General features: G+C 50.2%; 20 protein-coding genes, 2 tRNA genes and 3 rRNA genes. 10 read left to right on the top strand and 15 right to left on the bottom strand.

All coding sequences use genetic code 11. The features are described 5' to 3' along the window. Positions 1 to 89: 89 nt before the first annotated feature. A complete protein-coding gene (locus EL309_RS05595; protein ID WP_004284445.1) occupies positions 90 to 878 on the bottom strand; it encodes a methyltransferase domain-containing protein in 789 nt (262 codons plus the stop codon). Between the two features lie 75 nt (positions 879 to 953). Further along, on the bottom strand, positions 954 to 1,697 hold the full coding sequence (gene bioH / locus EL309_RS05590; protein WP_004284444.1) for a pimeloyl-ACP methyl ester esterase BioH: 744 nt from the start codon (positions 1,695 to 1,697) through the stop codon (positions 954 to 956). On the opposite strand from bioH, the gene EL309_RS10730 reads away from it, so the two are divergent. The 10 genes from EL309_RS10730 (at position 1,696) to EL309_RS05540 (ending at position 11,089) form a co-directional block, all read left to right on the top strand. Beyond that, a complete protein-coding gene (locus EL309_RS10730) occupies positions 1,696 to 2,409 on the top strand; it encodes a ComF family protein (RefSeq protein ID WP_193777301.1) in 714 nt (237 codons plus the stop codon). The two genes, bioH and EL309_RS10730, sit on opposite strands and share 2 nt — an antisense overlap. 65 nt (positions 2,410 to 2,474) lie before the next feature. Next, positions 2,475 to 2,939, top strand: coding sequence for a tRNA (uridine(34)/cytosine(34)/5-carboxymethylaminomethyluridine(34)-2'-O)-methyltransferase TrmL (gene trmL / locus EL309_RS05580; RefSeq protein WP_004284441.1), 465 nt, complete (start codon positions 2,475 to 2,477; stop codon positions 2,937 to 2,939). Positions 2,940 to 3,109: 170 nt separating this feature from the next. Continuing rightward, entirely contained in the window at positions 3,110 to 3,907 is a 798-nt protein-coding gene (locus EL309_RS05575) for a septal ring lytic transglycosylase RlpA family protein (RefSeq protein WP_050793682.1), read from the top strand. 125 nt (positions 3,908 to 4,032) lie between these two features. Beyond that, positions 4,033 to 4,617, top strand: a complete 585-nt coding sequence (gene ruvA, locus EL309_RS05570; RefSeq protein WP_004284438.1) for a Holliday junction branch migration protein RuvA — start codon at positions 4,033 to 4,035, stop codon at positions 4,615 to 4,617. A gap of 523 nt (positions 4,618 to 5,140) precedes the next feature. After that, positions 5,141 to 6,681: ribosomal RNA gene (locus EL309_RS05565) — 16S ribosomal RNA — on the top strand. An 80-nt stretch (positions 6,682 to 6,761) separates the two neighbouring features. Then, a tRNA-Ile gene (locus EL309_RS05560) sits at positions 6,762 to 6,838 on the top strand. 30 nt (positions 6,839 to 6,868) lie between these two features. Then, positions 6,869 to 6,944: transfer RNA gene (locus EL309_RS05555), tRNA-Ala, on the top strand. Between the two features lie 413 nt (positions 6,945 to 7,357). Beyond that, a 23S ribosomal RNA gene (locus EL309_RS05550) occupies positions 7,358 to 10,244 on the top strand. Between the two features lie 128 nt (positions 10,245 to 10,372). Next, positions 10,373 to 10,485: ribosomal RNA gene (rrf, locus tag EL309_RS05545) — 5S ribosomal RNA — on the top strand. Together the 16S, 23S and 5S rRNA genes with 2 tRNA genes alongside form the textbook arrangement of a ribosomal RNA operon. Before the next feature lie 298 nt (positions 10,486 to 10,783). Then, the gene (locus EL309_RS05540) at positions 10,784 to 11,089 is read left to right on the top strand and encodes a ComEA family DNA-binding protein (RefSeq protein ID WP_004284769.1); all 306 of its coding nucleotides are present in this window, start codon (positions 10,784 to 10,786) and stop codon (positions 11,087 to 11,089) included. Between the two features lie 396 nt (positions 11,090 to 11,485). On the opposite strand, the gene EL309_RS05535 is transcribed toward EL309_RS05540, so the two are convergent. From EL309_RS05535 to EL309_RS05475, 13 genes are all read right to left on the bottom strand, one after another. Beyond that, complete coding sequence (locus EL309_RS05535; protein WP_004284363.1) at positions 11,486 to 13,162, bottom strand: formate--tetrahydrofolate ligase; 1,677 nt, start codon at positions 13,160 to 13,162, stop codon at positions 11,486 to 11,488. A 159-nt stretch (positions 13,163 to 13,321) separates the two neighbouring features. Then, positions 13,322 to 13,918 (bottom strand): hypothetical protein, encoded by a 597-nt coding sequence (locus EL309_RS05530; protein ID WP_231987920.1) that lies wholly within the window; start codon positions 13,916 to 13,918, stop codon positions 13,322 to 13,324. Between the two features lie 160 nt (positions 13,919 to 14,078). Continuing rightward, the gene (locus EL309_RS05525) at positions 14,079 to 14,726 is read right to left on the bottom strand and encodes a TIGR01621 family pseudouridine synthase (RefSeq protein WP_040669903.1); all 648 of its coding nucleotides are present in this window, start codon (positions 14,724 to 14,726) and stop codon (positions 14,079 to 14,081) included. A 127-nt stretch (positions 14,727 to 14,853) separates the two neighbouring features. Then, positions 14,854 to 15,894, bottom strand: a complete 1,041-nt coding sequence (aroG, locus tag EL309_RS05520) for a 3-deoxy-7-phosphoheptulonate synthase AroG (RefSeq protein ID WP_004284368.1) — start codon at positions 15,892 to 15,894, stop codon at positions 14,854 to 14,856. A gap of 227 nt (positions 15,895 to 16,121) precedes the next feature. Continuing rightward, entirely contained in the window at positions 16,122 to 16,610 is a 489-nt protein-coding gene (locus EL309_RS05515; protein ID WP_004284369.1) for a peroxiredoxin family protein, read from the bottom strand. After that, the gene (locus EL309_RS05510; RefSeq protein WP_004284370.1) at positions 16,607 to 17,002 is read right to left on the bottom strand and encodes an acyl-CoA thioesterase; all 396 of its coding nucleotides are present in this window, start codon (positions 17,000 to 17,002) and stop codon (positions 16,607 to 16,609) included. Before EL309_RS05510 ends, EL309_RS05515 begins: the two co-directional genes overlap by 4 nt. A gap of 9 nt (positions 17,003 to 17,011) precedes the next feature. After that, on the bottom strand, positions 17,012 to 17,374 hold the full coding sequence (locus EL309_RS05505; RefSeq protein WP_004284371.1) for a hypothetical protein: 363 nt from the start codon (positions 17,372 to 17,374) through the stop codon (positions 17,012 to 17,014). A 141-nt stretch (positions 17,375 to 17,515) separates the two neighbouring features. Then, positions 17,516 to 18,391 (bottom strand): MlaA family lipoprotein, encoded by an 876-nt coding sequence (locus EL309_RS05500; RefSeq protein WP_004284372.1) that lies wholly within the window; start codon positions 18,389 to 18,391, stop codon positions 17,516 to 17,518. Continuing rightward, positions 18,388 to 18,663 carry an STAS domain-containing protein gene (locus EL309_RS05495; RefSeq protein WP_004284373.1) on the bottom strand — a complete coding sequence of 92 codons (276 nt, stop codon included), beginning with the start codon at positions 18,661 to 18,663 and terminating at the stop codon, positions 18,388 to 18,390. The genes EL309_RS05500 and EL309_RS05495 overlap by 4 nt, the downstream gene beginning before the upstream one ends. A 3-nt stretch (positions 18,664 to 18,666) precedes the next feature. After that, the gene (locus tag EL309_RS05490) at positions 18,667 to 19,266 is read right to left on the bottom strand and encodes an MlaC/ttg2D family ABC transporter substrate-binding protein (protein ID WP_004284374.1); all 600 of its coding nucleotides are present in this window, start codon (positions 19,264 to 19,266) and stop codon (positions 18,667 to 18,669) included. Positions 19,267 to 19,302: 36 nt separating this feature from the next. Continuing rightward, the gene (gene mlaD / locus EL309_RS05485) at positions 19,303 to 19,794 is read right to left on the bottom strand and encodes an outer membrane lipid asymmetry maintenance protein MlaD (RefSeq protein WP_004284375.1); all 492 of its coding nucleotides are present in this window, start codon (positions 19,792 to 19,794) and stop codon (positions 19,303 to 19,305) included. 5 nt (positions 19,795 to 19,799) lie between these two features. Continuing rightward, positions 19,800 to 20,576: a lipid asymmetry maintenance ABC transporter permease subunit MlaE gene (gene mlaE / locus EL309_RS05480; protein WP_004284377.1), complete on the bottom strand. Its 777-nt coding sequence runs from the start codon at positions 20,574 to 20,576 to the stop codon at positions 19,800 to 19,802. A 187-nt stretch (positions 20,577 to 20,763) separates the two neighbouring features. After that, a complete protein-coding gene (locus EL309_RS05475) occupies positions 20,764 to 21,561 on the bottom strand; it encodes an ABC transporter ATP-binding protein (RefSeq protein ID WP_004284378.1) in 798 nt (265 codons plus the stop codon). Positions 21,562 to 21,659 lie beyond the last annotated feature (98 nt).

Raw genomic sequence — 21,659 nt, 5'->3', positions numbered from 1 at the left:
TTGCGGCGTGCTGTGTAATTAAAAGGGAGAATGCCGATAATCAGGCCGTCTGAAAATTTCAGACGGCCTTTGGCGGAGGAGGAATCGGGTTAGGGGCGTTTGGGGAAAAACTGCACCGGACTTTCGCCTTCCGGCAAAACCAGTTTTTTCACGGCGTGGCCGTATAGGATTTCTAAGGTCAGCGTGTTTAACCGGCCTTGTTCAAACATTTCGTTTACGGCACGGCGTGCGGCGGCTTCGTTGTCGAATTTGAGCGACTGCCACAGGCCGAGTGTTTCCAAATCCTGCCAGAGTGTGGACGGGTTGCGGTAGTTGAGCTGCAATTTGGCGGTATCCATCACGGGATCGTAAAAGCCGTGATGAAACAGCATATCGCCGATGTCGTGCATATCGAACAGCATGGGCGTTTCAACGGTAATGCCTTTTTCTTTCAAGCCCTGCAACAGTTCGGGCAGGCTGTCTGCGCCGAAATGGGTAAAAAACAGCAGGCCGTCTGTTTTTAAGGCCCGCGCCCAATTTTCAAATACGGCCAACGGCTCTTCGGCGTTAATCAGGCTTAAATTGGCCCACAGCATATCTGCGGCCGCTTCGGGCAGCGGTGCGGTCAGGCTTTGGCAAAATTGGGGAACGGCTTTGCCGGTCAGTTTGGCCAAAAAGCCGGTTTTGCGTTCGGCAGCGGCGGCTTGCAGGAAATCGGCGCGGTGGTCGTATTCGCTGAACGTGGCTTTGGGGTAACGTGCGGCCAGTAACACACGGCTGATGTCGGCATCTGCACCGACCAAGAGAATATGTTGCGGGGTACGGCGGACAAGCAGCAGGCGTTCGTCGGTGTCTTCGGCCAGGCGGCGGTGGATAAACCAGCGGTCGGTTGTTTTCATTATCGGGCTTATGTGGGCTAGGTCATTTTTTCAGACGGCCTTTTCCGGCAGTCAGGCCGTCTGAAAAATAACGGATTAATGGGATTCTACAAAGCGTGTCAGCAGCTCGGCAAAGGTATCGGCCTGTGTCAGGAACGGTGCATGTGCGGCTTTGTCGATAACGTGCAGCTCGCTCGCCGGCAGATGGCGGTGCAGGTATTCGCCCATGCGAAGCGGCGTGATGCTGTCTTTGTTGCCGAAAATCAGCTGTACGGGTATCTGTATTTCGGGCAGAAATCCGCGTGCATCTGCTTCGGCTAACGCATCTAAAGCGGCCTGCAAGGCCGAAGGCGTACCGTGCCGGACAATGTCGGGCAGCACTTTTTCCAATATCGACTGCTGTTCTTTTGCATAAAGAAATTGCAACTGTAGAAACTGTTTCATATATTTATGATAGTCTTGCCGGAACAGCTCGATCATTTTGGCCAAAGCAGGATTGTTCAATCCTTCGGGATAATCCGGTGCGGCTTGGAATTTGGCAAAGCTGGCAGTCAGGCACAGTGCTTTGGTTTTGGCCGGATGCCGCGCGGCGATGTGCAGCGCAACCAACCCGCCCAGCGACCAGCCCAAAATGTAGGCAGGTTCGCTGATTTGCCCTGCCAGCAGGTCGGCTGTGGCCGTAACGTCAAACAGTCCGTCAAACGGAGCGTCACCGTGGCCGGGCAGGTTTAAAGTCTCTATATCCCAGTTGTCGGGCAGGCGCAGAACCAAGTCGTCAAATACATGACGATTAGCCGCCCAGCCGTGTATCAGATAAACTTTTTTCGCGGATTGCTGCATGAACATTCTCTCTTGGTGGCGGAAACTGTTGTCCGCAAAACGATGTGTATTATGCCATGATTCGGATCATTCAGACGGCCTCTGCCGGTTTTGCGCAGAGGATCTGTCGGACTTATACACCGATAGCGGCAACAGCTGTCCGCGTTGTGCGGGACACAGCACGGGCGGAGCGGTATGCGGCCAATGCCAAAACCGTCCTCCGCCGTTTGAGCGCTTATGGGCAAGCGTGTATTATGAGCCCCCGTTAAGCAACATGATTCAGGCGTTCAAGCATAAAGCCGATTTAAGTATGTTGCCGCCTTTGGCCGCGCTGATGAAGAGCCATCCGCCCGATTGGCTTTCAGACGGCCTGATAGACTGCATTTTAGCCATGCCCTTGAGCAAGGAGAGGCGTTTGTTCAGAGGATTCAACCAATGCGATGAACTGGCAAGGCTGTTGGGCAGACATTACCGGCTTCCGGTTTTACCGCATAATACGGTTACCCGTCTGCACAGGCCGCCGCAAAGTACGCTGAAAAGCAGCGAACGGCAGCGTAATATCGTGAAAGCCTTTCAAGTTGCAAATAAAGTTGTCGAAAGACGTAAGATATTGTTAATTGACGATGTTGTGACCACCGGCGCAACATTAACCGAATTGGCGCAAACGCTGAAAAAGTCGGGCGCGGAACAGATTTTCTGTTGGACGTTGGCGCGACCGCAATGGAAAAAATAGAAAAAACTTTTTGACTGATACTGCCGTTTTACGGCATAGTGTGAACCTTAAATAATTGATTTGATATGTTTACTGTCGTTTTATACCAACCTGAAATCCCGCCGAATACCGGTAATATCATCCGCCTTTGCGCCAATACCGGTGCCGATTTGCACTTGGTCAAACCTCTCGGTTTCCCGCTGGATTCGACCAAAATGAAAAGAGCCGGACTGGATTATCACGAGTTTGCAAAACTGACGGTACACGAGAATTTTGAAGATTGCCTGAAGGCGTTGTCCGGCAGGCGAATCTTTGCCTTAACAACCAAAGGGAAAGCCCGTCCGGATCAAGCAGCCTTTCAAAAAGGCGATGTGTTTTTATTCGGTCCGGAAACACGCGGATTACCCGCAGAAATACTCGACAGTCTGCCGCAAGAACAAAAATTGCGGCTGCCTATGCTGCCGGAAAGCCGCAGCATGAATCTGTCGAATACAGTGGCCGTAATGCTGTTTGAAGCATGGCGGCAAAACGATTTTCAAGGCGGACTTTAAAATATATTGCCGGTAATAAACCGCTTTATTTAAAAGGCCGTCTGAAAAAAAACGTCCCGATTTTGACAGCAGCTGGATGAAACCTTGCATTCGTTCTCGGGATGTTTGTTCCATATCATAATAATAACAACCGGAACACTGCGTTATTAACTCAAGAATTGGAACCCGTTTTGACTAAAGCCAAAAATACTTTCTTCACAGGTACGTTTGCCGCATTGGCACTCGGTACGTTTTTCCTCAACCCAGCATCTGCCGGCTCCGACGGTATCCGAACAGCCGTAGGCAAAACTAAAGCCGATGCGGCATTGGTTCCCAACGCTGCAGTAAAGGCGGAAAAACTGCATAAAAGCGCCAATCTCAGCTATAAAGTGGCAGGTAAACGCTATTACCCTATTCAAAAAGTAGCCAGCTTTAATCAAACGGGCAGAGCATCTTGGTATGGCAGCCAATTCCATGGCCGTAAAACCTCTAACGGCGAGCGGTTCGACATGAACATGATGACCGCCGCACACAAAACCCTTCCCATCCCCAGTTACGCTAAAGTAACCAATTTATCTAACGGAAAAACCGTTATCGTGCGCATTAACGACCGTGGCCCCTTCCACGGCAACCGCATTATCGACGTTTCCAAAGCTGCTGCACACAAACTCGGCTTTCTCAGCCAAGGCACGGCAAATGTACGCGTAGAGCAAATTATTCCGGGTGCTAAAGAACATTTGCAAAAAGGAATACAAGAAAATGTGGCTAAAAACGGCTCACGCAATATTTACGTCAGCCTGAAAAGTTTCGCCAGCGAAAAAGAAGCCAAAAGCTATCTCGGCAAAACCCAAAACCATTTGAAATCTGCCGACAGTAACCACAAAGTAATTATGGTTAAACAGAAGAATCAATATGTAGTACGCATGGGACCGTTTAACAAACAAACCCAAGCAGATGCAATGAAAAACCAAGTTCAGACGGCAATTTAATCAAAGCATCGTGAATATTTTCAGACGGCCTGTGAATACGCAGGCCGTCTGAATTTCAATCTCTCTTTGCCCTAAGTATAATAAGCACTTTACTCAACACAACAATACCCAGCAATGGAATACAAATGATTAGCAGATTATCCGGCAAACTGATTGAAAAAATACCTCCTCAAATCGTTATAGATGTTAACGGAGTAGGCTATGAAGTCGATGTTTCCATGCAGACATTTTATACCTTACCTGCCCTCAATGAATCCGTACAGGTTTATACGCAACTGATTGTGCGCGAAGATGCACATTTATTGTTTGGGTTTGCAACTTCAACTGAAAGAGCCACATTTCGGCAACTGATTAAAGTCAGCGGTATCGGAGCAAAAACAGCGTTGGGTATTTTATCCGCAATGAACTCGGAAGAACTGGCACAAGCTGTAGCTCAAGAAGATTTAAAAAGATTGTCGGCTGTACCGGGAATCGGTAAAAAAACCGCTGAACGCATGGTATTGGAGCTGAGAGGTAAATTGATTACGGCAAACCTAGATGCCGGTTTATTTGCCCAGGCAGTACCGAACGATGAAACTGACGATATTATCAGTACGCTTTTGGCTTTGGGTTATAGTGAGCGCGAAGCAAAAGGTGCTGTAAAAGACATTCCGGCGGGCACTGAAGTAGGAGAAGGTGTTCGATTGGCATTGAAAAATTTGATGAAATAACACCGCAGTCAAGTCACAAGGCATAGATAGACTGATTGTGTAAATTAGAAGTGTCAGGCAAAGCTTGGAGTCTCTGCGTACGGCAAGAATTATAGAATTGTCCGTATGGAACACAGATTGCTATTGTTAGCGATACAAGTTTCCTACTTCTGTTTTGATGAAGTTTTTCTGTTTGTTAAAAATAAAAACCGATAATAAATAGGGGTTTGTCTGATTTTTAGTATTTTTGTTAGTTTTTTTGGTTGACGATTGTTTTTTGTTGGCGTATAGTTCGGTTCTTCGCTGCTGACGCGGTGAAGCAAAAAGAACAGAAGATTATACCACAGTTGATGATTGGTTTTAAGTTTTTTGAGGCCGGGTATTGACAAGATGTTTTGGTGGTGTATAATTCTGCTCCGCTCTTTAACAAACAGATTACCGATAAGTGTGAGTGCAATTGAGCCTCACACTGCGACAAAAACAGACAAGATAAAATTTTTGTCGGTTTCTTTGAAGCAGACCAGAAGTTAAAAAGTTAGAGATTGAACATAAGAGTTTGATCCTGGCTCAGATTGAACGCTGGCGGCATGCTTTACACATGCAAGTCGGACGGCAGCACAGAGAAGCTTGCTTCTTGGGTGGCGAGTGGCGAACGGGTGAGTAATATATTGGAACGTACCGAGTAATGGGGGATAACTTGCCGAAAGGTAAGCTAATACCGCATACGCTCTGAGGAGGAAAGCAGGGGACCTTCGGGCCTTGCGTTATTCGAGCGGCCAATATCTGATTAGCTAGTTGGTGGGGTAAAGGCCTACCAAGGCGACGATCAGTAGCGGGTCTGAGAGGATGATCCGCCACACTGGGACTGAGACACGGCCCAGACTCCTACGGGAGGCAGCAGTGGGGAATTTTGGACAATGGGCGCAAGCCTGATCCAGCCATGCCGCGTGTCTGAAGAAGGCCTTCGGGTTGTAAAGGACTTTTGTCAGGGAAGAAAAGGTTGTGGCTAATATCCATGACTGATGACGGTACCTGAAGAATAAGCACCGGCTAACTACGTGCCAGCAGCCGCGGTAATACGTAGGGTGCGAGCGTTAATCGGAATTACTGGGCGTAAAGCGAGCGCAGACGGTTACTTAAGCAGGATGTGAAATCCCCGGGCTCAACCTGGGAACTGCGTTCTGAACTGGGTGACTAGAGTATGTCAGAGGGGGGTAGAATTCCACGTGTAGCAGTGAAATGCGTAGAGATGTGGAGGAATACCGATGGCGAAGGCAGCCCCCTGGGATAATACTGACGTTCATGCTCGAAAGCGTGGGTAGCAAACAGGATTAGATACCCTGGTAGTCCACGCCCTAAACGATGTCAATTAGCTGTTGGGCAACTTGATTGCTTAGTAGCGTAGCTAACGCGTGAAATTGACCGCCTGGGGAGTACGGTCGCAAGATTAAAACTCAAAGGAATTGACGGGGACCCGCACAAGCGGTGGATGATGTGGATTAATTCGATGCAACGCGAAGAACCTTACCTGGTCTTGACATGTACGGAATCCTCCGGAGACGGAGGAGTGCCTTCGGGAGCCGTAACACAGGTGCTGCATGGCTGTCGTCAGCTCGTGTCGTGAGATGTTGGGTTAAGTCCCGCAACGAGCGCAACCCTTGTCATTAGTTGCCATCATTAAGTTGGGCACTCTAATGAGACTGCCGGTGACAAACCGGAGGAAGGTGGGGATGACGTCAAGTCCTCATGGCCCTTATGACCAGGGCTTCACACGTCATACAATGGTCGGTACAGAGGGTAGCCAAGCCGCGAGGTGGAGCCAATCTCACAAAACCGATCGTAGTCCGGATTGCACTCTGCAACTCGAGTGCATGAAGTCGGAATCGCTAGTAATCGCAGGTCAGCATACTGCGGTGAATACGTTCCCGGGTCTTGTACACACCGCCCGTCACACCATGGGAGTGGGGGATACCAGAAGTAGGTAGGGTAACCGCAAGGAGCCCGCTTACCACGGTATGCTTCATGACTGGGGTGAAGTCGTAACAAGGTAGCCGTAGGGGAACCTGCGGCTGGATCACCTCCTTTCTAGAGAAAAAGAGGTTTGGTTGTACTCACACTTATCGGTAAACTGTATTTAAAGAAGCAAGGAAGAAAACAAAGGCCTTGGGTTTGTAGCTCAGCTGGTTAGAGCACACGCTTGATAAGCGTGGGGTCGGAGGTTCAAGTCCTCCCAGACCCACCAAACGACAGGTTAGGTTGAGCCATCTACAATGGGGGCATAGCTCAGTTGGTAGAGCACCTGCTTTGCAAGCAGGGGGTCATCGGTTCGATCCCGTTTGCCTCCACCACTTCCCAAATCAAAACAAGTTGGCTGGTTAAGTATATTAAGTAAAGTATACTTAACAAGTTTATTGACTTTAACAAGTCAAGTGCTATAATAGCTAGCTCGTTTTGATTTGCGAAGTGAAGAAAAAAATCTTCTAAGCATACGATCTTTAACAAATTGGAAAGCCGAAATCAACAAACAAAGAAAATGTTGGTTTACCCTGTAAGTAAGCTGATGCAACAGATTACTTACTACTTTAAATAGTAGGGAGTAAACGAACAGTATTTGGGTGATGATTGTATCGACCGGACTGTGAAATACAAAAGGCACAGTTCGGTACACAACAAGCAGTAAGCTTTGTCAAAGTAGAGACTTCAAGTTGCGTAGGTAGTCAACGCCGAAACAACGAAGTCAGAGAGGTTCTTGAAATGATAGAGTCAAGTGAATAAGTGCATCAGGTGGATGCCTTGGCGATGATAGGCGACGAAGGACGTGTAAGCCTGCGAAAAGCATCGGGGAGCTGGCAATAAAGCTATGATCCGGTGATGTCCGAATGGGGAAACCCACCGTATTCTGTACGGTATCCTTATCTGAATACATAGGATAAGCGAAGCGAACCCGGAGAACTGAACCATCTAAGTACCCGGAGGAAAAGAAATCAACCGAGATTCCGTAAGTAGTGGCGAGCGAACGCGGAGGAGCCTGTATATAATAACCGATATGCTAGAAGAACAAGCTGGGAAGCTTGGCCATAGTGGGTGACAGCCCCGTATTCGAAAGCAAATTGGTGGTACTAAGTATACGAAAAGTAGGGCGGGACACGTGGAATCCTGTCCGAAGATGGGGGGACCATCCTCCAAGGCTAAATACTCATCATCGACCGATAGTGAACCAGTACCGTGAGGGAAAGGCGAAAAGAACCCCGGGAGGGGAGTGAAATAGAACCTGAAACCTGATGCATACAAACAGTGGGAGCCTATTAATTGGGTGACTGCGTACCTTTTGTATAATGGGTCAACGACTTACATTCAGTAGCGAGCTTAACCGGATAGGGGAGGCGTAGGGAAACCGAGTCTTAATAGGGCGCTGAGTTGCTGGGTGTAGACCCGAAACCGAGTGATCTATCCATGGCCAGGATGAAGGTGCCGTAACAGGTACTGGAGGTCCGAACCCACGCATGTTGCAAAATGCGGGGATGAGCTGTGGATAGGGGTGAAAGGCTAAACAAACTCGGAGATAGCTGGTTCTCCCCGAAAACTATTTAGGTAGTGCCTCATGTATCACTTCCGGGGGTAAAGCACTGTTATGGCTAGGGGGTCATTGCGACTTACCAACCCATGGCAAACTAAGAATACCGGAAAGTGCAATCATGGGAGACAGACAGCGGGTGCTAACGTCCGTTGTCGAGAGGGAAACAACCCAGACCGCCAGCTAAGGTCCCAAATGATAGATTAAGTGGTAAACGAAGTGGGAAGGCCCAGACAGCCAGGATGTTGGCTTAGAAGCAGCCATCATTTAAAGAAAGCGTAATAGCTCACTGGTCGAGTCGTCCTGCGCGGAAGATGTAACGGGGCTCAAATCTATAACCGAAGCTGCGGATGCACCTAGTGCATGGTAGGGGAGCGTTCTGTAGGCCGATGAAGGTGACTTGAGAAGGTTGCTGGAGGTATCAGAAGTGCGAATGTTGACATGAGTAGCGATAAAGCGGGTGAAAAGCCCGCTCGCCGAAAGCCCAAGGTTTCCTACGCAACGTTCATCGGCGTAGGGTGAGTCGGCCCCTAAGGCGAGGCAGAAATGCGTAGTCGATGGGAAACGGGTTAATATTCCCGTACTTTGATTTAGTGCGATGTGGGGACGGAGAAGGTTAGGTTAGCAAGCTGTTGGAATAGCTTGTTTAAGCCGGTAGGTGGAAGACTTAGGCAAATCCGGGTCTTCTTAACACCGAGAAGTGATGACGAGTGTCTACGGACATGAAGTAACCGATACCACGCTTCCAGGAAAAGCCACTAAGCTTCAGCTAAATCAGAACCGTACCGCAAACCGACACAGGTGGGCAGGATGAGAATTCTAAGGCGCTTGAGAGAACTCGGGAGAAGGAACTCGGCAAATTGATACCGTAACTTCGGGAGAAGGTATGCCCTTCGATGTGAAAGACTTGCTCTGTAAGCATTGGAGGGTCGCAGAGAATCGGTGGCTGCGACTGTTTATTAAAAACACAGCACTCTGCTAACACGAAAGTGGACGTATAGGGTGTGACGCCTGCCCGGTGCTGGAAGGTTAATTGAAGATGTGCAAGCATCGGATCGAAGCCCCAGTAAACGGCGGCCGTAACTATAACGGTCCTAAGGTAGCGAAATTCCTTGTCGGGTAAGTTCCGACCCGCACGAATGGCGTAACGATGGCCACACTGTCTCCTCCCGAGACTCAGCGAAGTTGAAATGGTTGTGAAGATGCAATCTCCCCGCTGCTAGACGGAAAGACCCCGTGAACCTTTACTGTAGCTTTGCATTGGACTTTGAAGTCACTTGTGTAGGATAGGTGGGAGGCTTAGAAGCAGAGACGCCAGTTTCTGTGGAGCCGTCCTTGAAATACCACCCTGGTGTCTTTGAGGTTCTAACCCAGGTCCGTCATCCGGATCGGGGACCGTGCATGGTAGGCAGTTTGACTGGGGCGGTCTCCTCCCAAAGAGTAACGGAGGAGTTCGAAGGTTACCTAGGTCCGGTCGGAAATCGGACTGATAGTGCAATGGCAAAAGGTAGCTTAACTGCGAGACCGACAAGTCGAGCAGGTGCGAAAGCAGGACATAGTGATCCGGTGGTTCTGTATGGAAGGGCCATCGCTCAACGGATAAAAGGTACTCCGGGGATAACAGGCTGATTCCGCCCAAGAGTTCATATCGACGGCGGAGTTTGGCACCTCGATGTCGGCTCATCACATCCTGGGGCTGTAGTCGGTCCCAAGGGTATGGCTGTTCGCCATTTAAAGTGGTACGTGAGCTGGGTTTAAAACGTCGTGAGACAGTTTGGTCCCTATCTGCAGTGGGCGTTGGAAGTTTGACGGGGGCTGCTCCTAGTACGAGAGGACCGGAGTGGACGAACCTCTGGTGTACCGGTTGTGACGCCAGTCGCATCGCCGGGTAGCTAAGTTCGGAAGAGATAAGCGCTGAAAGCATCTAAGCGCGAAACTCGCCTGAAGATGAGACTTCCCTTGCGGTTTAACCGCACTAAAGAGTCGTTCGAGACCAGGACGTTGATAGGTCGGGTGTGGAAGCGCAGTAATGCGTGCAGCTAACCGATACTAATTGCTCGTGAGGCTTGACTCTATCATTTGAAGAACTTCAGATGAAAGCTTACTGTATCCTGACAGGATACGATACAAACATTACCGAATATTGATTGTTGGTTCTGAATTCAAGTAATTCGGACGGCTTACCGATTTGTACAGTTTACGTCTGGCGGCCATAGCGAGTTGGTCCCACGCCTTCCCATCCCGAACAGGACCGTGAAACGACTCAGCGCCGATGATAGTGTGGATACCCATGTGAAAGTAGGTCACTGCCAGACACCCATTCCGAACCCCTGACTGCATTTGCCGTCAGGGGTTTCTTCATTTGCATACCTTCTCTTCTGTGCTGTGCCGTCCTTATCGTGCGGGCGGGTGCTGCAAACGGCCGTGAGGTGGTGAAAACGTGGCGGAAGCCCCGTCCGGTGTTGGATAATTAGAGTAACAGTTTCCGAAATGAATAAAACGGTTGAATCCGAACCGGAATCTCTTTATGATAGACGGCTTGAGGTGCGGTTTCTGCATACCGATGCCGGAAGCGCACCGTGATGCCAACCGGATTTAAGAAAGGGGAAGACGATGAAACGATATCTGTTGGGTTTGGCCGGAGTGCTGCTGTCGGCGCTGTCCTTGGCGGCGGTGAACATCAACACCGCAACGGCGGAGGAATTGAAGGCGCTGCCGGGTATCGGTCCGGCGAAGGCGGAGGCGATTGTGGCCTACCGCAGTGCGAACGGTCCGTTCAAAGCGGTGGAGGACTTGAAGAAGGTGAAGGGGATAGGCGAAGGCGTGTACGGCCGTCTGAAGGATGAGGCGACGGTGGCGGAGGTGAAGAAGAAGGAGGCGAAGCCGCTGGCGAAGAAAGACGGAAGCAAAAAACCTTAAGCGGACGGAGGGTCCGCGCAGTCTGTCCGGGGGCGTACCGGGTTGGTACGTATCTGTCGGAGAAGCCGTCCTTAGGGGCGGCTTTGTTTGTATGGGGTTGGGCCGTCTGAAAAGGGTTAGGCCGTCTATAAAAAGATTTGAGTGTGTCTATCTATTAATATCGGTTTGCCGTTTGCCGTTGGTGGGTAAAGATAGTGGGGGTGTTGGCGGATATGGGTGCTGGTTAACGGCGGGTGGGTGATCGGTATGGGGGAATCGGGTTGGGTTGGCGGGTTAGTTAGAACAAGGAAGTTATTTTTATTGTGTTTGGAGATAGGGGTAATGTGTTGGGATTAGAGGCCGTCTGAAATTTCAGACGGCCTTGTTTGTAAAAGAAATATTAAAAACCAGAAATACTTAGAATAATCCGCGGATGACACCGTTGGCATCGACATCGATTTTCTCTGCTGCCGGTACTTTCGGTAGGCCGGGCATTTTCATCATGTTTCCGCACAGTGCCACGATAAAGCCTGCGCCGGCGGATACGGTAATGCCACGTACGGTAATGCGGAAGCCTTGCGGACAGCCTAACAGTTTGGCATCGTCGCTCAATGAATATTGGGTTTTCGCCATACAGATTGGCAGTTTGTCTAAGCCCAGTTTTTCAAGGGAGGCAATTTCGGCCAAAGCTTCAGAGCTGAAATCGACATCTTCTGCACCGTAGATTTTTTGGGCAATGGCACGGATTTTTTCGGGAATGCTTTGATCGGTTTCGTAAGCAAATTGGAAATTGTTGGGTTGGTTTTCAATGGCGTTGACTACTTTGTGTGCTAAATCCGCGCCGCCGGCACCGCCTTTGCCCCAAACTTCGGCCAGTGATACTTCTACGCCGTGTTCGGCACAGGCCGTCTGAATCAGAGACAGTTCGGCATCGGTATCGGAAACGAAGCGGTTTAGTGCAACCACAACAGGCAGACCGAATACGTTTTTCAGGTTGCTGATGTGTTTGAGCAAGTTGGGCAGACCTTTTTTCAATGCTTCTAGATTTTCTTCGCCCAGATTGGTGCGCTCTACGCCGCCGTTGTATTTTAAAGCCCGTACGGTAGCGACCACGACGGCGGCATCTGGTTTCATTTCGGCCAGACGGCATTTGATGTCGCAGAATTTTTCCGCACCTAAGTCTGCGCCGAATCCGGCTTCGGTAACGGCATAATCGCCTAAATGGCGTGCCAAACGGGTGGCGGTAACGGAATTACAGCCGTGGGCGATGTTGGCAAACGGTCCGCCGTGTACCAATGCGGGCGTGCCGGCGATGGTTTGTACCAAATTGGGTTTGATGGCGTCTTTCAATAGAGCCGCCATAGCACCATTGGCTTTCAGGTCGCGGGCGTAAACCGGGCTGCCGTCTTTGGAATAGGCAACCAAAATATTGCCCAGGCGTTCTTTCAGGTCGATTAAGTCTTTGGCCAAGCAGAATACGGCCATTACTTCGGATGCAACGGTAATATCGAAGCCGTCGGGGCGCATCACGCCGTCGGTGGGTTTGCCCATGCCGTCGATGATGTTGCGCAGTTGGCGGTCGTTCATATCGACAACACGGCGCCATAATACGCGTTTGGGATCGATATTTAGGGCGTTGCCTTGATAAATATGGTTGTCCAACATGGCTGCCAATAAGTTGTTGGCAGCGCCGATGGCATGAAAGTCGCCGGTGAAGTGCAGGTTGATGTCTTCCATCGGCAAAACTTGCGAATAACCGCCGCCTGCCGCACCGCCTTTGACGCCGAATACGGGGCCGAGTGAGGGTTCGCGTAAGGCAATCACGGAGTCTTTGCCGATGTAGCGCAATGCATCGGCCAAGCCGATGGTAACGGTGGTTTTGCCTTCGCCGGCCGGGGTTGGGTTGATGGCGGTTACTAAAATCAGACGGCCTTGTTTCTTCGGCAGTGCGAATGCGTCGGCCGGGTTGATTTTGGCTTTATAGTGGCCGTAAGGCTCGAATTGTTTTTCGGTTAGGCCGAGTTTGGCGGCGATTTCGCCAATCGGGCGCATGGTGGAAGATTGGGCAATTTCTGCATCGGTTTTATAGGTCATGATTGAATCCCGAGTTGAGGGTTGGCAATGCGCTTATTATAACGGTATTTAGTGGATTTTCAGGCAAAAATATGGCGCAGTACGTTTGGGTTGTGCTGCGCCTTGCCGGGTGTGGAAAAGACGGTTTGCTTTACTGTGAGGCCGTCTGAAAATTCGGGCTTAACGGCTCATTTCGCTTTGGATGGCGCGGATATTGGCCTGTCTGTCTTTAATGGCTTGTTCGAGTTGGATGATGGTGGCCTTGTTGCCTTTTTTACGGGCGACATTGAGCTGGGCTTGGGCGCGTACCAATGCGGCTTGCTCGTTGCGGATTTCGCTTTGCAGAATCTGTTTGCGGGTTAACTGAGGTTTGGCGGGCGGCGGAGCAATGACAGGGGCGGATACCGGTTTGCTGATGCGTGTTTTCGGTAAAGGTTGGTTGCGCAGTCTGATATTCATGCGGGGAGAGGCGGCCAATGCGGTATTGGTTACGCTGGTATCGCGCGTTGTCGGTAGGATTTTGATGTCATCGTCTTGAGTCATCCAATCGGGTTTTTTATGTGCGGCGATGTCGGATGCGGAAATATCGAATATGGTTTCCAGCCGGTCTTCGGTGTTGCTGCCGCTCATGTAGGATATGTGGCAGTTTTTGTTGATTTTGGTCGGGCTGAAGACGGCGCGTCCGTCTGATTCGCAAATGTAGGTTTCGGCAGCCGCAGCTTGGTGGCTGAGTAAAGCGGTACAGAGAAGGGATAAAGCGGTAAGTGTCTGTTTCATGAGAGAGTAGGGTTATTCTGTATATTTTGATTGTGATGGTGCGTGGGGCAGATGTCAATGGCAAGGGGGCGGACGTTGTTGTTAAGATTTTGAATGTGTGATGCGTTATGCGGGTTTGTTTTCGACTGAAAAAGGAAATGCATTTCCGCTGCTTTGTTAATCAATGTGTTTCTGCCAAAATGCTGCGGAGGCCGTCTGAAATTTCAGACGGCCAATTGTTGTCAGGCTCGGCGGTAATGCAGTATTCGGTTTCATGATATGTAAATACCAGTTGCCAGGCATGGAGAAATAGCCGGTCGGCGGGATTGCCACTGTAAAGCGTGTCGCCGAGTATGGGGCTGCCGAGACTTTTCATGGCAACGCGCAATTGGTGGGTTTTGCCGGTATGAGGCTGTAAAACGAACAGGCGCAGGTTGGGGGCAATGGAAGTGCTGTAAAACCGGGTAATGGCAGGGTTGGACATGGTGCGGCAGAGTTTCCATGCGCCCCGCCGTGATTTTTCCATGTCGCCTTTAATCCAGCCTTGTTTTTTGTGGGGTTTGTGGTCGCTGAGGGCCAGATAGGTTTTGCGTACGGTGCGTTCGGCAAACATTCGGGCGAGTGCGGAAGCGGCTTGGGCATTGAGGGCAAACAATAAAACGCCGCTGGTGGGTTTGTCGAGACGGTGCAGCATCCACACCCGCTTTACGCCGAGTTGGCGGGCAACGGCTCGGCAGAAGTTTTCGGCTTCTCCTTCTTGATGTACGGAAATACCGGCCGGTTTGTGTACGGCGGCAAAATCGGGGTGGCGGAAGAGGATGTCCAGCATGGTTCGGGCGGCCTTACTTATAGAATGTGGCAGTAAAAAGATATTTGATTGGTAAAACAGAAATGCGGGCTGGAAAATACGGGAGGCCGTCTGAAATTTCAGACGGCCTCTGCATATTCCGCAAATGTTATATGCGGTTGCGGTTGGCTTCAGCCAAAAGATCCAGCAGGGTTTCGGTAGAGCCCCAACCGATGCAGGCGTCGGTAATGCTTTGGCCGTACACTTCGGGCTTGTCTTGACGGCCTTCGACCAAGTGGCTTTCAACCATTACGCCCATGATGTTGTTTTCACCGTTGCGGATTTGCTGTGCCACATCTTCGGCCACTTCCATTTGGCGTTTGTAGTCTTTGCGGCTGTTTGCATGGCTGAAATCGACCATCAGCTTGGGCGTTACGCCTGCTTTAACCAGTTCGGCCGAAGCGGCTTGGACGTGTTCGCTGCTGTAATTCGGTTCTTTACCGCCGCGCAGGATAACATGGCAGTCCGGGTTGCCGCCGGTGCGGACGATGGCGGAATGTCCGGCTTTGGTTACCGATAAGAAGTGGTGCGGATGGGAAGCCGCACCGATGGCGTCAATAGCGATTTTCAGGTTGCCGTCGGTGCCGTTTTTGAACCCGACGGGGCAAGACAGGCCGGAGGCCAGCTCGCGGTGAACTTGGCTCTCGGTCGTGCGCGCACCGATTGCGCCCCATGAAATCAGATCGGCATAGTATTGAGGTGTGATCATGTCGAGAAACTCGGTTGAAGCCGGCATGCCCATATTGTTGAGTTCCAACAGCAGTTTGCGCGCCTGACGCAGGCCGAAATTGATGTCGAAGGTGCCGTCGAGGTGCGGATCGTTGATCAGACCTTTCCAGCCGACTGTGGTACGCGGTTTTTCAAAGTAAACACGCATGACAATCAGCAGCTCTTTTTCATATTTTTTGCGCAGGGGCAGCAGGCGTTGTGCGTATTCGATGGCAGCTTTGGGGTCGTGGATGGAACAGGGGCCGATAATGACCAGCAGGCGGTTGTCTTGACCGTGTACCAGTCGGGCGATTTCCTGACGGGTACGGTGAACCAGCTCGGAAGCGGTATCGGTAATCGGTAATTCGTACAGGTGGGCGATGGGCGGGAGTAATTCGTTGATTTCTTTGATTCTTACGTCGTCAATTTTATGTTGGGTCATGGTTTTATGCTTTGTTTCATGTTATTTGGATGTTTGACAGCTTAACGCTTTTAAAGGGTGAAGACAAGGCTTGATGATTTTATTTAAGCATTTTATTGCGTAAATTTATCAATATATTTTTTATTGGGATTTAAATTTCTAATTTTTAATTTATTTGAAATTTAATTCTATTTAAATTGCATTGAGGCCGTCTGAATTTTCAGGCGGCCTTTCATGATGGTAAATGCTTATTTTGCCAGTTCGGCATTGATATCTTGATAGAGTGCGTTGAAATCCGGTTCGCCGACAAAGGTTTTCAACAACTCTCCCTGTTTGTTGATGAAAAAGGAGGTAGGTGCCACTTTGACACCGAAAGCGTTCCCCGTTTCGTTTTTACCGTCATACATGACGGTAAAAGGCAATTGGCGTTCTTCGGTGTAATTGATGACGCTTTCCAAGGGGTCGTAAGGCAGGGAAATAGCTAAAATCTGAAAATCTTTGCCTTGATAGTCTTTGGCGGTTTGTATCAGCTTGGGCATTTCGCTTACGCAGCCGGGGCAGGAGGGATACCAGAAATTAATTAGGGTAACTTTGCCTTTCAGGTCTGCATTGCTGACGGTTTTGCCGTGAAGATCGGGTAAGGCGAAAGCGGGAGCGGATTGGGCTTTCGGCCAAAGGATAAAGGCCAGTAAAGCTGCGGTCAGCAGGCCGATTACGGGAAGAAGGATTTTTTTCATAGAGATTCGCCAAGTAGGTTTAATGTGCGGATTAATTCGTCGGGGAGGGCGGTTGTGCGGCCTGTTTGCGGGTTGACCGGTTTGAGTGTGACATCCGCTTCGGCAACGGTTTTGCCGGTATCGCCGCGGGTGATGGTTTGCCGGAGCAAGATGGCTTTTTCCGCCATGTTTGGGATTTGGGTGCGGATGTGTAAAACCTGATGTTCCGTTGCTGCGCGAAGATAGCGGATATCGATGCGGCTGACCACCAGCAGAATATTGCCGAGCTTGGGCAATAAATCGTGTTGCCCGAAAAACGCCCAACGCGCTTCCTCGAGAAATTCAAGGTAGCGCGCGTTGTTGACGTGGCCGTAGCCGTCAAGGTGGTAGCTGCGTACGGTGATGACGGTCATACGGTCGGATCAGTTTAAATCGAACGGTTGGAAAGTTTCGCGTTCCAGCGATGCCTGTTCTAAGTCGGTTACGATGGTCGAGAGCTGGATGTCGAACCATTCGTTGAAGATATCGGGGTGCAGATCCGGCCAGTAGCTTTCGTCTTCACACCAGTCGGATAATTCGGCGGCGAAAATTTCGGCAAAGCGCGCTTCGATTTCATCCCACACTTCGTCTGCGTCATCGCAGGGTTTAACCAGATAAGCATTGGCATCAGCCTGCAGGTCTTCCAGAGTCAGATTGTCCAGGTCGATGCCGGGAAGTGATTGCAACCAGTTCCAAAACGGATCGAGGGGAACCAGTAAAAATACGCTGCGGTTGACTTCAAACATGGTTTTACTCCTGCATACAAGTGAAATAAATGATAGCGCAATGAAATCGGAAAAGCTACCGATTGCCGTAAACAGTATATTCGGCAAGCTTTGAGGCCGTCTGAAAATTTTCAGACGGCCTCTCGGGTTAAGGCTGCCTGTTTACTGTAAAGTTTCTGAAGTGTTTAACGATTCGGAAGTGTTTTCGGACGGAAAAGCCGTATATTCTTCAGACGGTAAAGCGGCTTCAGTGATTGAAGTCTGCAATTCTGTTTCAGGTTTTGCGGCTGGTGTCGGGCTTGTTGCTTCGCTTGCCGTATCACCGACTAAATCATCGATATTGATTTCTTCGGTTTCTTCTTGGGGCGGGATGCCGAGTTGTCTGGCGCGTACCTGCATAAACAAATCGCGTGTGTAGGTATATTTGTCGAGAGCGGCATCATTCAGGCCGGAAGTTAAATCCAGCAGCTTTTCGCGCGTATCGACCGCACCCAATACGGTTGTACCGACACGGCTTGCCGGTGTTTCCAAGAAGGTGTTTTGAACGGGGTAGGCCGAAATGATGGTTCTGCCTACGCTGTCGCGTACGGTTGACGGGCCGGCCAGAGGATAGACGAAGTAGTTGCTGTTTTTCCAGCCCCAAGAGGCGAATGTGTCGCCCAGCGTGCTTTTATTGTCGGGTACGCCGCCTGCTCCGGCAATGTCGATCAGACCGCCCAAGCCGAAAGTGGTGTTGATGCCGACACGAACCAAGTCTTCACTGGCACGCTTGATGTCAAGGCGAAGCAGGTTGCTGCCCATGCTCACTACATCGCGCAGGTTGTTGAAGAAGTTGCTTACTCCGGTACGTACCGGACGCGGTGTGACGGCACGGTATCCGCGGGCAACAGGTTCTAAAACATAGCGGTCGGCCGTGTCGTTGATATTGAACATAACACGGTTATATGGCTCGTAGGGGTCGGGCGTGGTGCCGTTGGCCCAAGCGGAAGATGCGGCGGCCATTATCAAGGCGGTCAGGCAGGCTTTGGTTGCTTTCATTGTTTTACCCAGTCTTTGATTTCGTAGAGATCGGCCAGTGCGGCTACGGATTCGGGTATATTGCGAAAGCGCATGTCGGATTTCAGGCGCAAGGCCGTCAGCAAGAGTGAGATACAGGTTGAGTCCGCACGCGTTACCCCGGAACCGTCGATCATATTGATATTTTTCAGACGGCATTGCTGTTCGAATTGCGTATAGGCAGGCGTGGTGACGGTTTTGACCGTTACCTCGCCTTGAATATAGAGAATGCCGTCCCGGATTTCACTGTTCATGGTTTATTTGCTGCCGTTTTTTGCTTTCAATTCGTCTACCAAACCGTTAATGCCTTTTTGGCTGATGGTTTGGTTGAATTGGTTGCGGTAAACGGTGACCAGGCTTCCGCCTTCTACGGCAACATTGTAGACGCGGTAACGGCTGCCGTCTTGGTAGGTCGTAAAGGCCATGTTGACGGGTTTGCTGCCCGGGTTGGTGATTTCTACGGATACAACGACTTCTTTACCGTTGTTTTTTACCACAGGCTGGTCTTTGATCACGACTTTGGCATTTTTGAATTTCAACATTGTGCCGGAATAAGTACGGATCAGCAGGGTTTGGAATTCTTTGGTCAAAGCCTGCTTTTGTTCGGCGGTGGCTTTTCTCCACGGATTGCCGATGGCCAATGCGGTCATGCGCTCAAAGTCGAAGTACGGCAATGCATAGTTTTCGGCTTTGCGGCGGACTGCGTTGTCGTTGCTGCCGTTGGCGTTTTTCAAAATACCCAGTACCTGTACTGAGTTTTCGCGGATTTGGTTAACGGCATCGGACGGCGCTGCCGCAGCCAGGCCGATACTCAATACACCGATGCTTAATGCAGTGATAAAAGCGGTTTTTTTCATTGTTTGTTTCCTGTTCGAATAGAGATATGTGTTGTGTTATTCGGTTGCTGATGGGCTGGTGTCGGCATTTTTTTCGGTAAAATTGGTCATAAATTTGCCGATCAGATTTTCCAGAACCATGGCGGAGTTGGTGAGGGAAATGGTGTCGCCTGCGGCAAGATTGGCTTCGTCGCCGCCTTGCAGAAGCCCGATATATTGTTCGCCCAATAAGCCCGAAGTCAGGATTTGGGCGGAAACATCGCTGCTAAATTGGTATTTGCTGTCCAAATTCAAGCTGACTTTGGCTTCGTAACTTTGCGGATCCAGCTGGATGCTGCCCACGCGGCCGACCAATACGCCGGCAGCTTTAACCGGTGCATTGACTTTTAATCCGCCGATGTCGGTGAAGTTTGCATAAACGGTGTAGGCTTTGCCCGAACTGCCACCGACCAGGTTGCCGCCTGCAACTCGGAACGATAAAAAACCGATTGCAACCACACCCAGTAAGACAAACAAACCTACCCAAAATTCCAAAACACTCTTTTTCATCGTTATTACTCGGTAAACATTAAAGCAGTTAAAATAAAATCAATCGCCAATACGGTCAGGGCGGAAGAAACGACGGTTCTGGTGCTGGCCCTCAAGATGCCTTCGGATGTGGGCACGCTGTGAAAACCTTGGTGAACAGCAATCAGGGTAACGGCTACACCGAATACCGCCGACTTGATTAAGCCGTTCATAACATCGTATTGAAAAGAAATATTGCTTTGCATTTGCGACCAGAAAATACCGCCGTCCAAGCCTAAATATTTCACGCCGATCAAATAGGCACCGAAAATACCGGCCACGTTAAAAATAGAAGCCAGTAAAGGCATGGAAATCACGCCTGCCCAAAATCGCGGAACAACAACGCGTGCAACGGGATTGACCGCCATCACATTCATTGCTTCGAGTTGTTCGGTGGTTTTCATCAAACCGATTTCGCTGGTCATGGCTCCTCCTGCGCTGCTGGCAAACAAGATGGCGGCCAATACCGGCCCCAGTTCGCGCAACAGTGAAGCGGCAACCATATAGCCCAATACGTCGGCAGATTTAAACTTGGCCAATTGGGTGTAGCCCTGCAGGCCGAGTACCATGCCGACAAAAAGGCCGGAGACGGCAATAATCAAAACCGACAGTACGCCGGCGAAATAAACTTGGCGGATGCTTAGGCGGAACCGTGTCAGTGCGGTTCCCGACTTGGCGAGTATCTGTATGAAAAACAGAAACACGCTGCCGAGTGCCTGAATAAAACTGAGCGTGTTACGCCCGATGTTTTGAATGAAGTTCATATGGTTTTTAAAAGTCTTTCAATTTTCATACGGCCTCTATATGTTGATGTTGCAGTTTAGACGGCCGTTTAACTGTTTGTTTTGCTGCGTCGATAGGTTGGACAACTTTATAGTTTGATGGTTTGCCGACCTGAAAAGCATCAATGACTGCATATTCCGCTTGAGTGATTTGTGCGTGTGCCGTTTTTTACCTCAACAAATCCTGTTGCAGGCTGGTTTGTGCCGGATAGCGATAGGCAACCGGCCCGTCTGCCAAACCACCGATAAACTGTTTGACCCATGGCGAATCTTGTCGGCGCATTTCTTCCGGGCTGCCGCTGAACACGATTTCACCGTGTGCCAGAAAAATTATTTGGTCGACAACTGCCAGCGATTGCTCGATGTCGTGCGAAACCATCACGCTGGTAGAGCGCAACGCCTTGTTAATGCGGCTGATTAAATGTGCGATGACGCCTAATGAAATCGGATCCAGGCCGGTAAACGGTTCGTCAAACAGCATCAACTCGGGGTCTAGCGCAATGGTTCTGGCCAAAGCCACGCGTCTGGCCATGCCGCCTGATAGTTCAGACGGCATCAGTTTTTCTACGCCGCGCAAGCCGACGGCATTTAGTTTCAAGATGACAAAATCGCGGATGATTTCTTCCGGCAGCTTGGTCAATTCTCGCATGGGAAAAGCGATATTGTCGTAAACCGACAAGTCGGTAAACAGTGCGCCGTGTTGGAACAGTACGCCCATACGGCGGCGGTGCTCGTAAAGTTCGTCTGCGCCGAACTTGGCCAAGTCACGGCCTTCAATCAGCACTTGGCCTTGCTGCGGGTGGATTTGTCCGGTTATCAGACGCATTAAGGTGGTCTTGCCGCTGCCGGAGCCACCCATGATGGCGGCAAAGTGGCCTTGTTGGATGTGAAAGCTGATGTTTTTCAGTATCGGGCGGTCGCCGTAGGCGAATGCCACATCTTTCATTTCGATAAATGGAGTTGTCATACCGAATAGGCGGTTCTTGAAAATTTTTTTATTTTAATGAGTTATGTGGATAGGGGCAATTTTCAAACGGCCTTTGCATGTAAAAATACAGATGTGTA

Source organism: Neisseria weaveri (genome assembly GCF_900638685.1).
In the GTDB taxonomy this organism is placed as follows: Bacteria; Pseudomonadota; Gammaproteobacteria; order Burkholderiales; family Neisseriaceae; genus Neisseria; species Neisseria weaveri.
The sequence above is the reverse complement of the archived record's forward strand: the minus strand, read 5'-3'. Positions and strand labels throughout refer to the sequence as shown.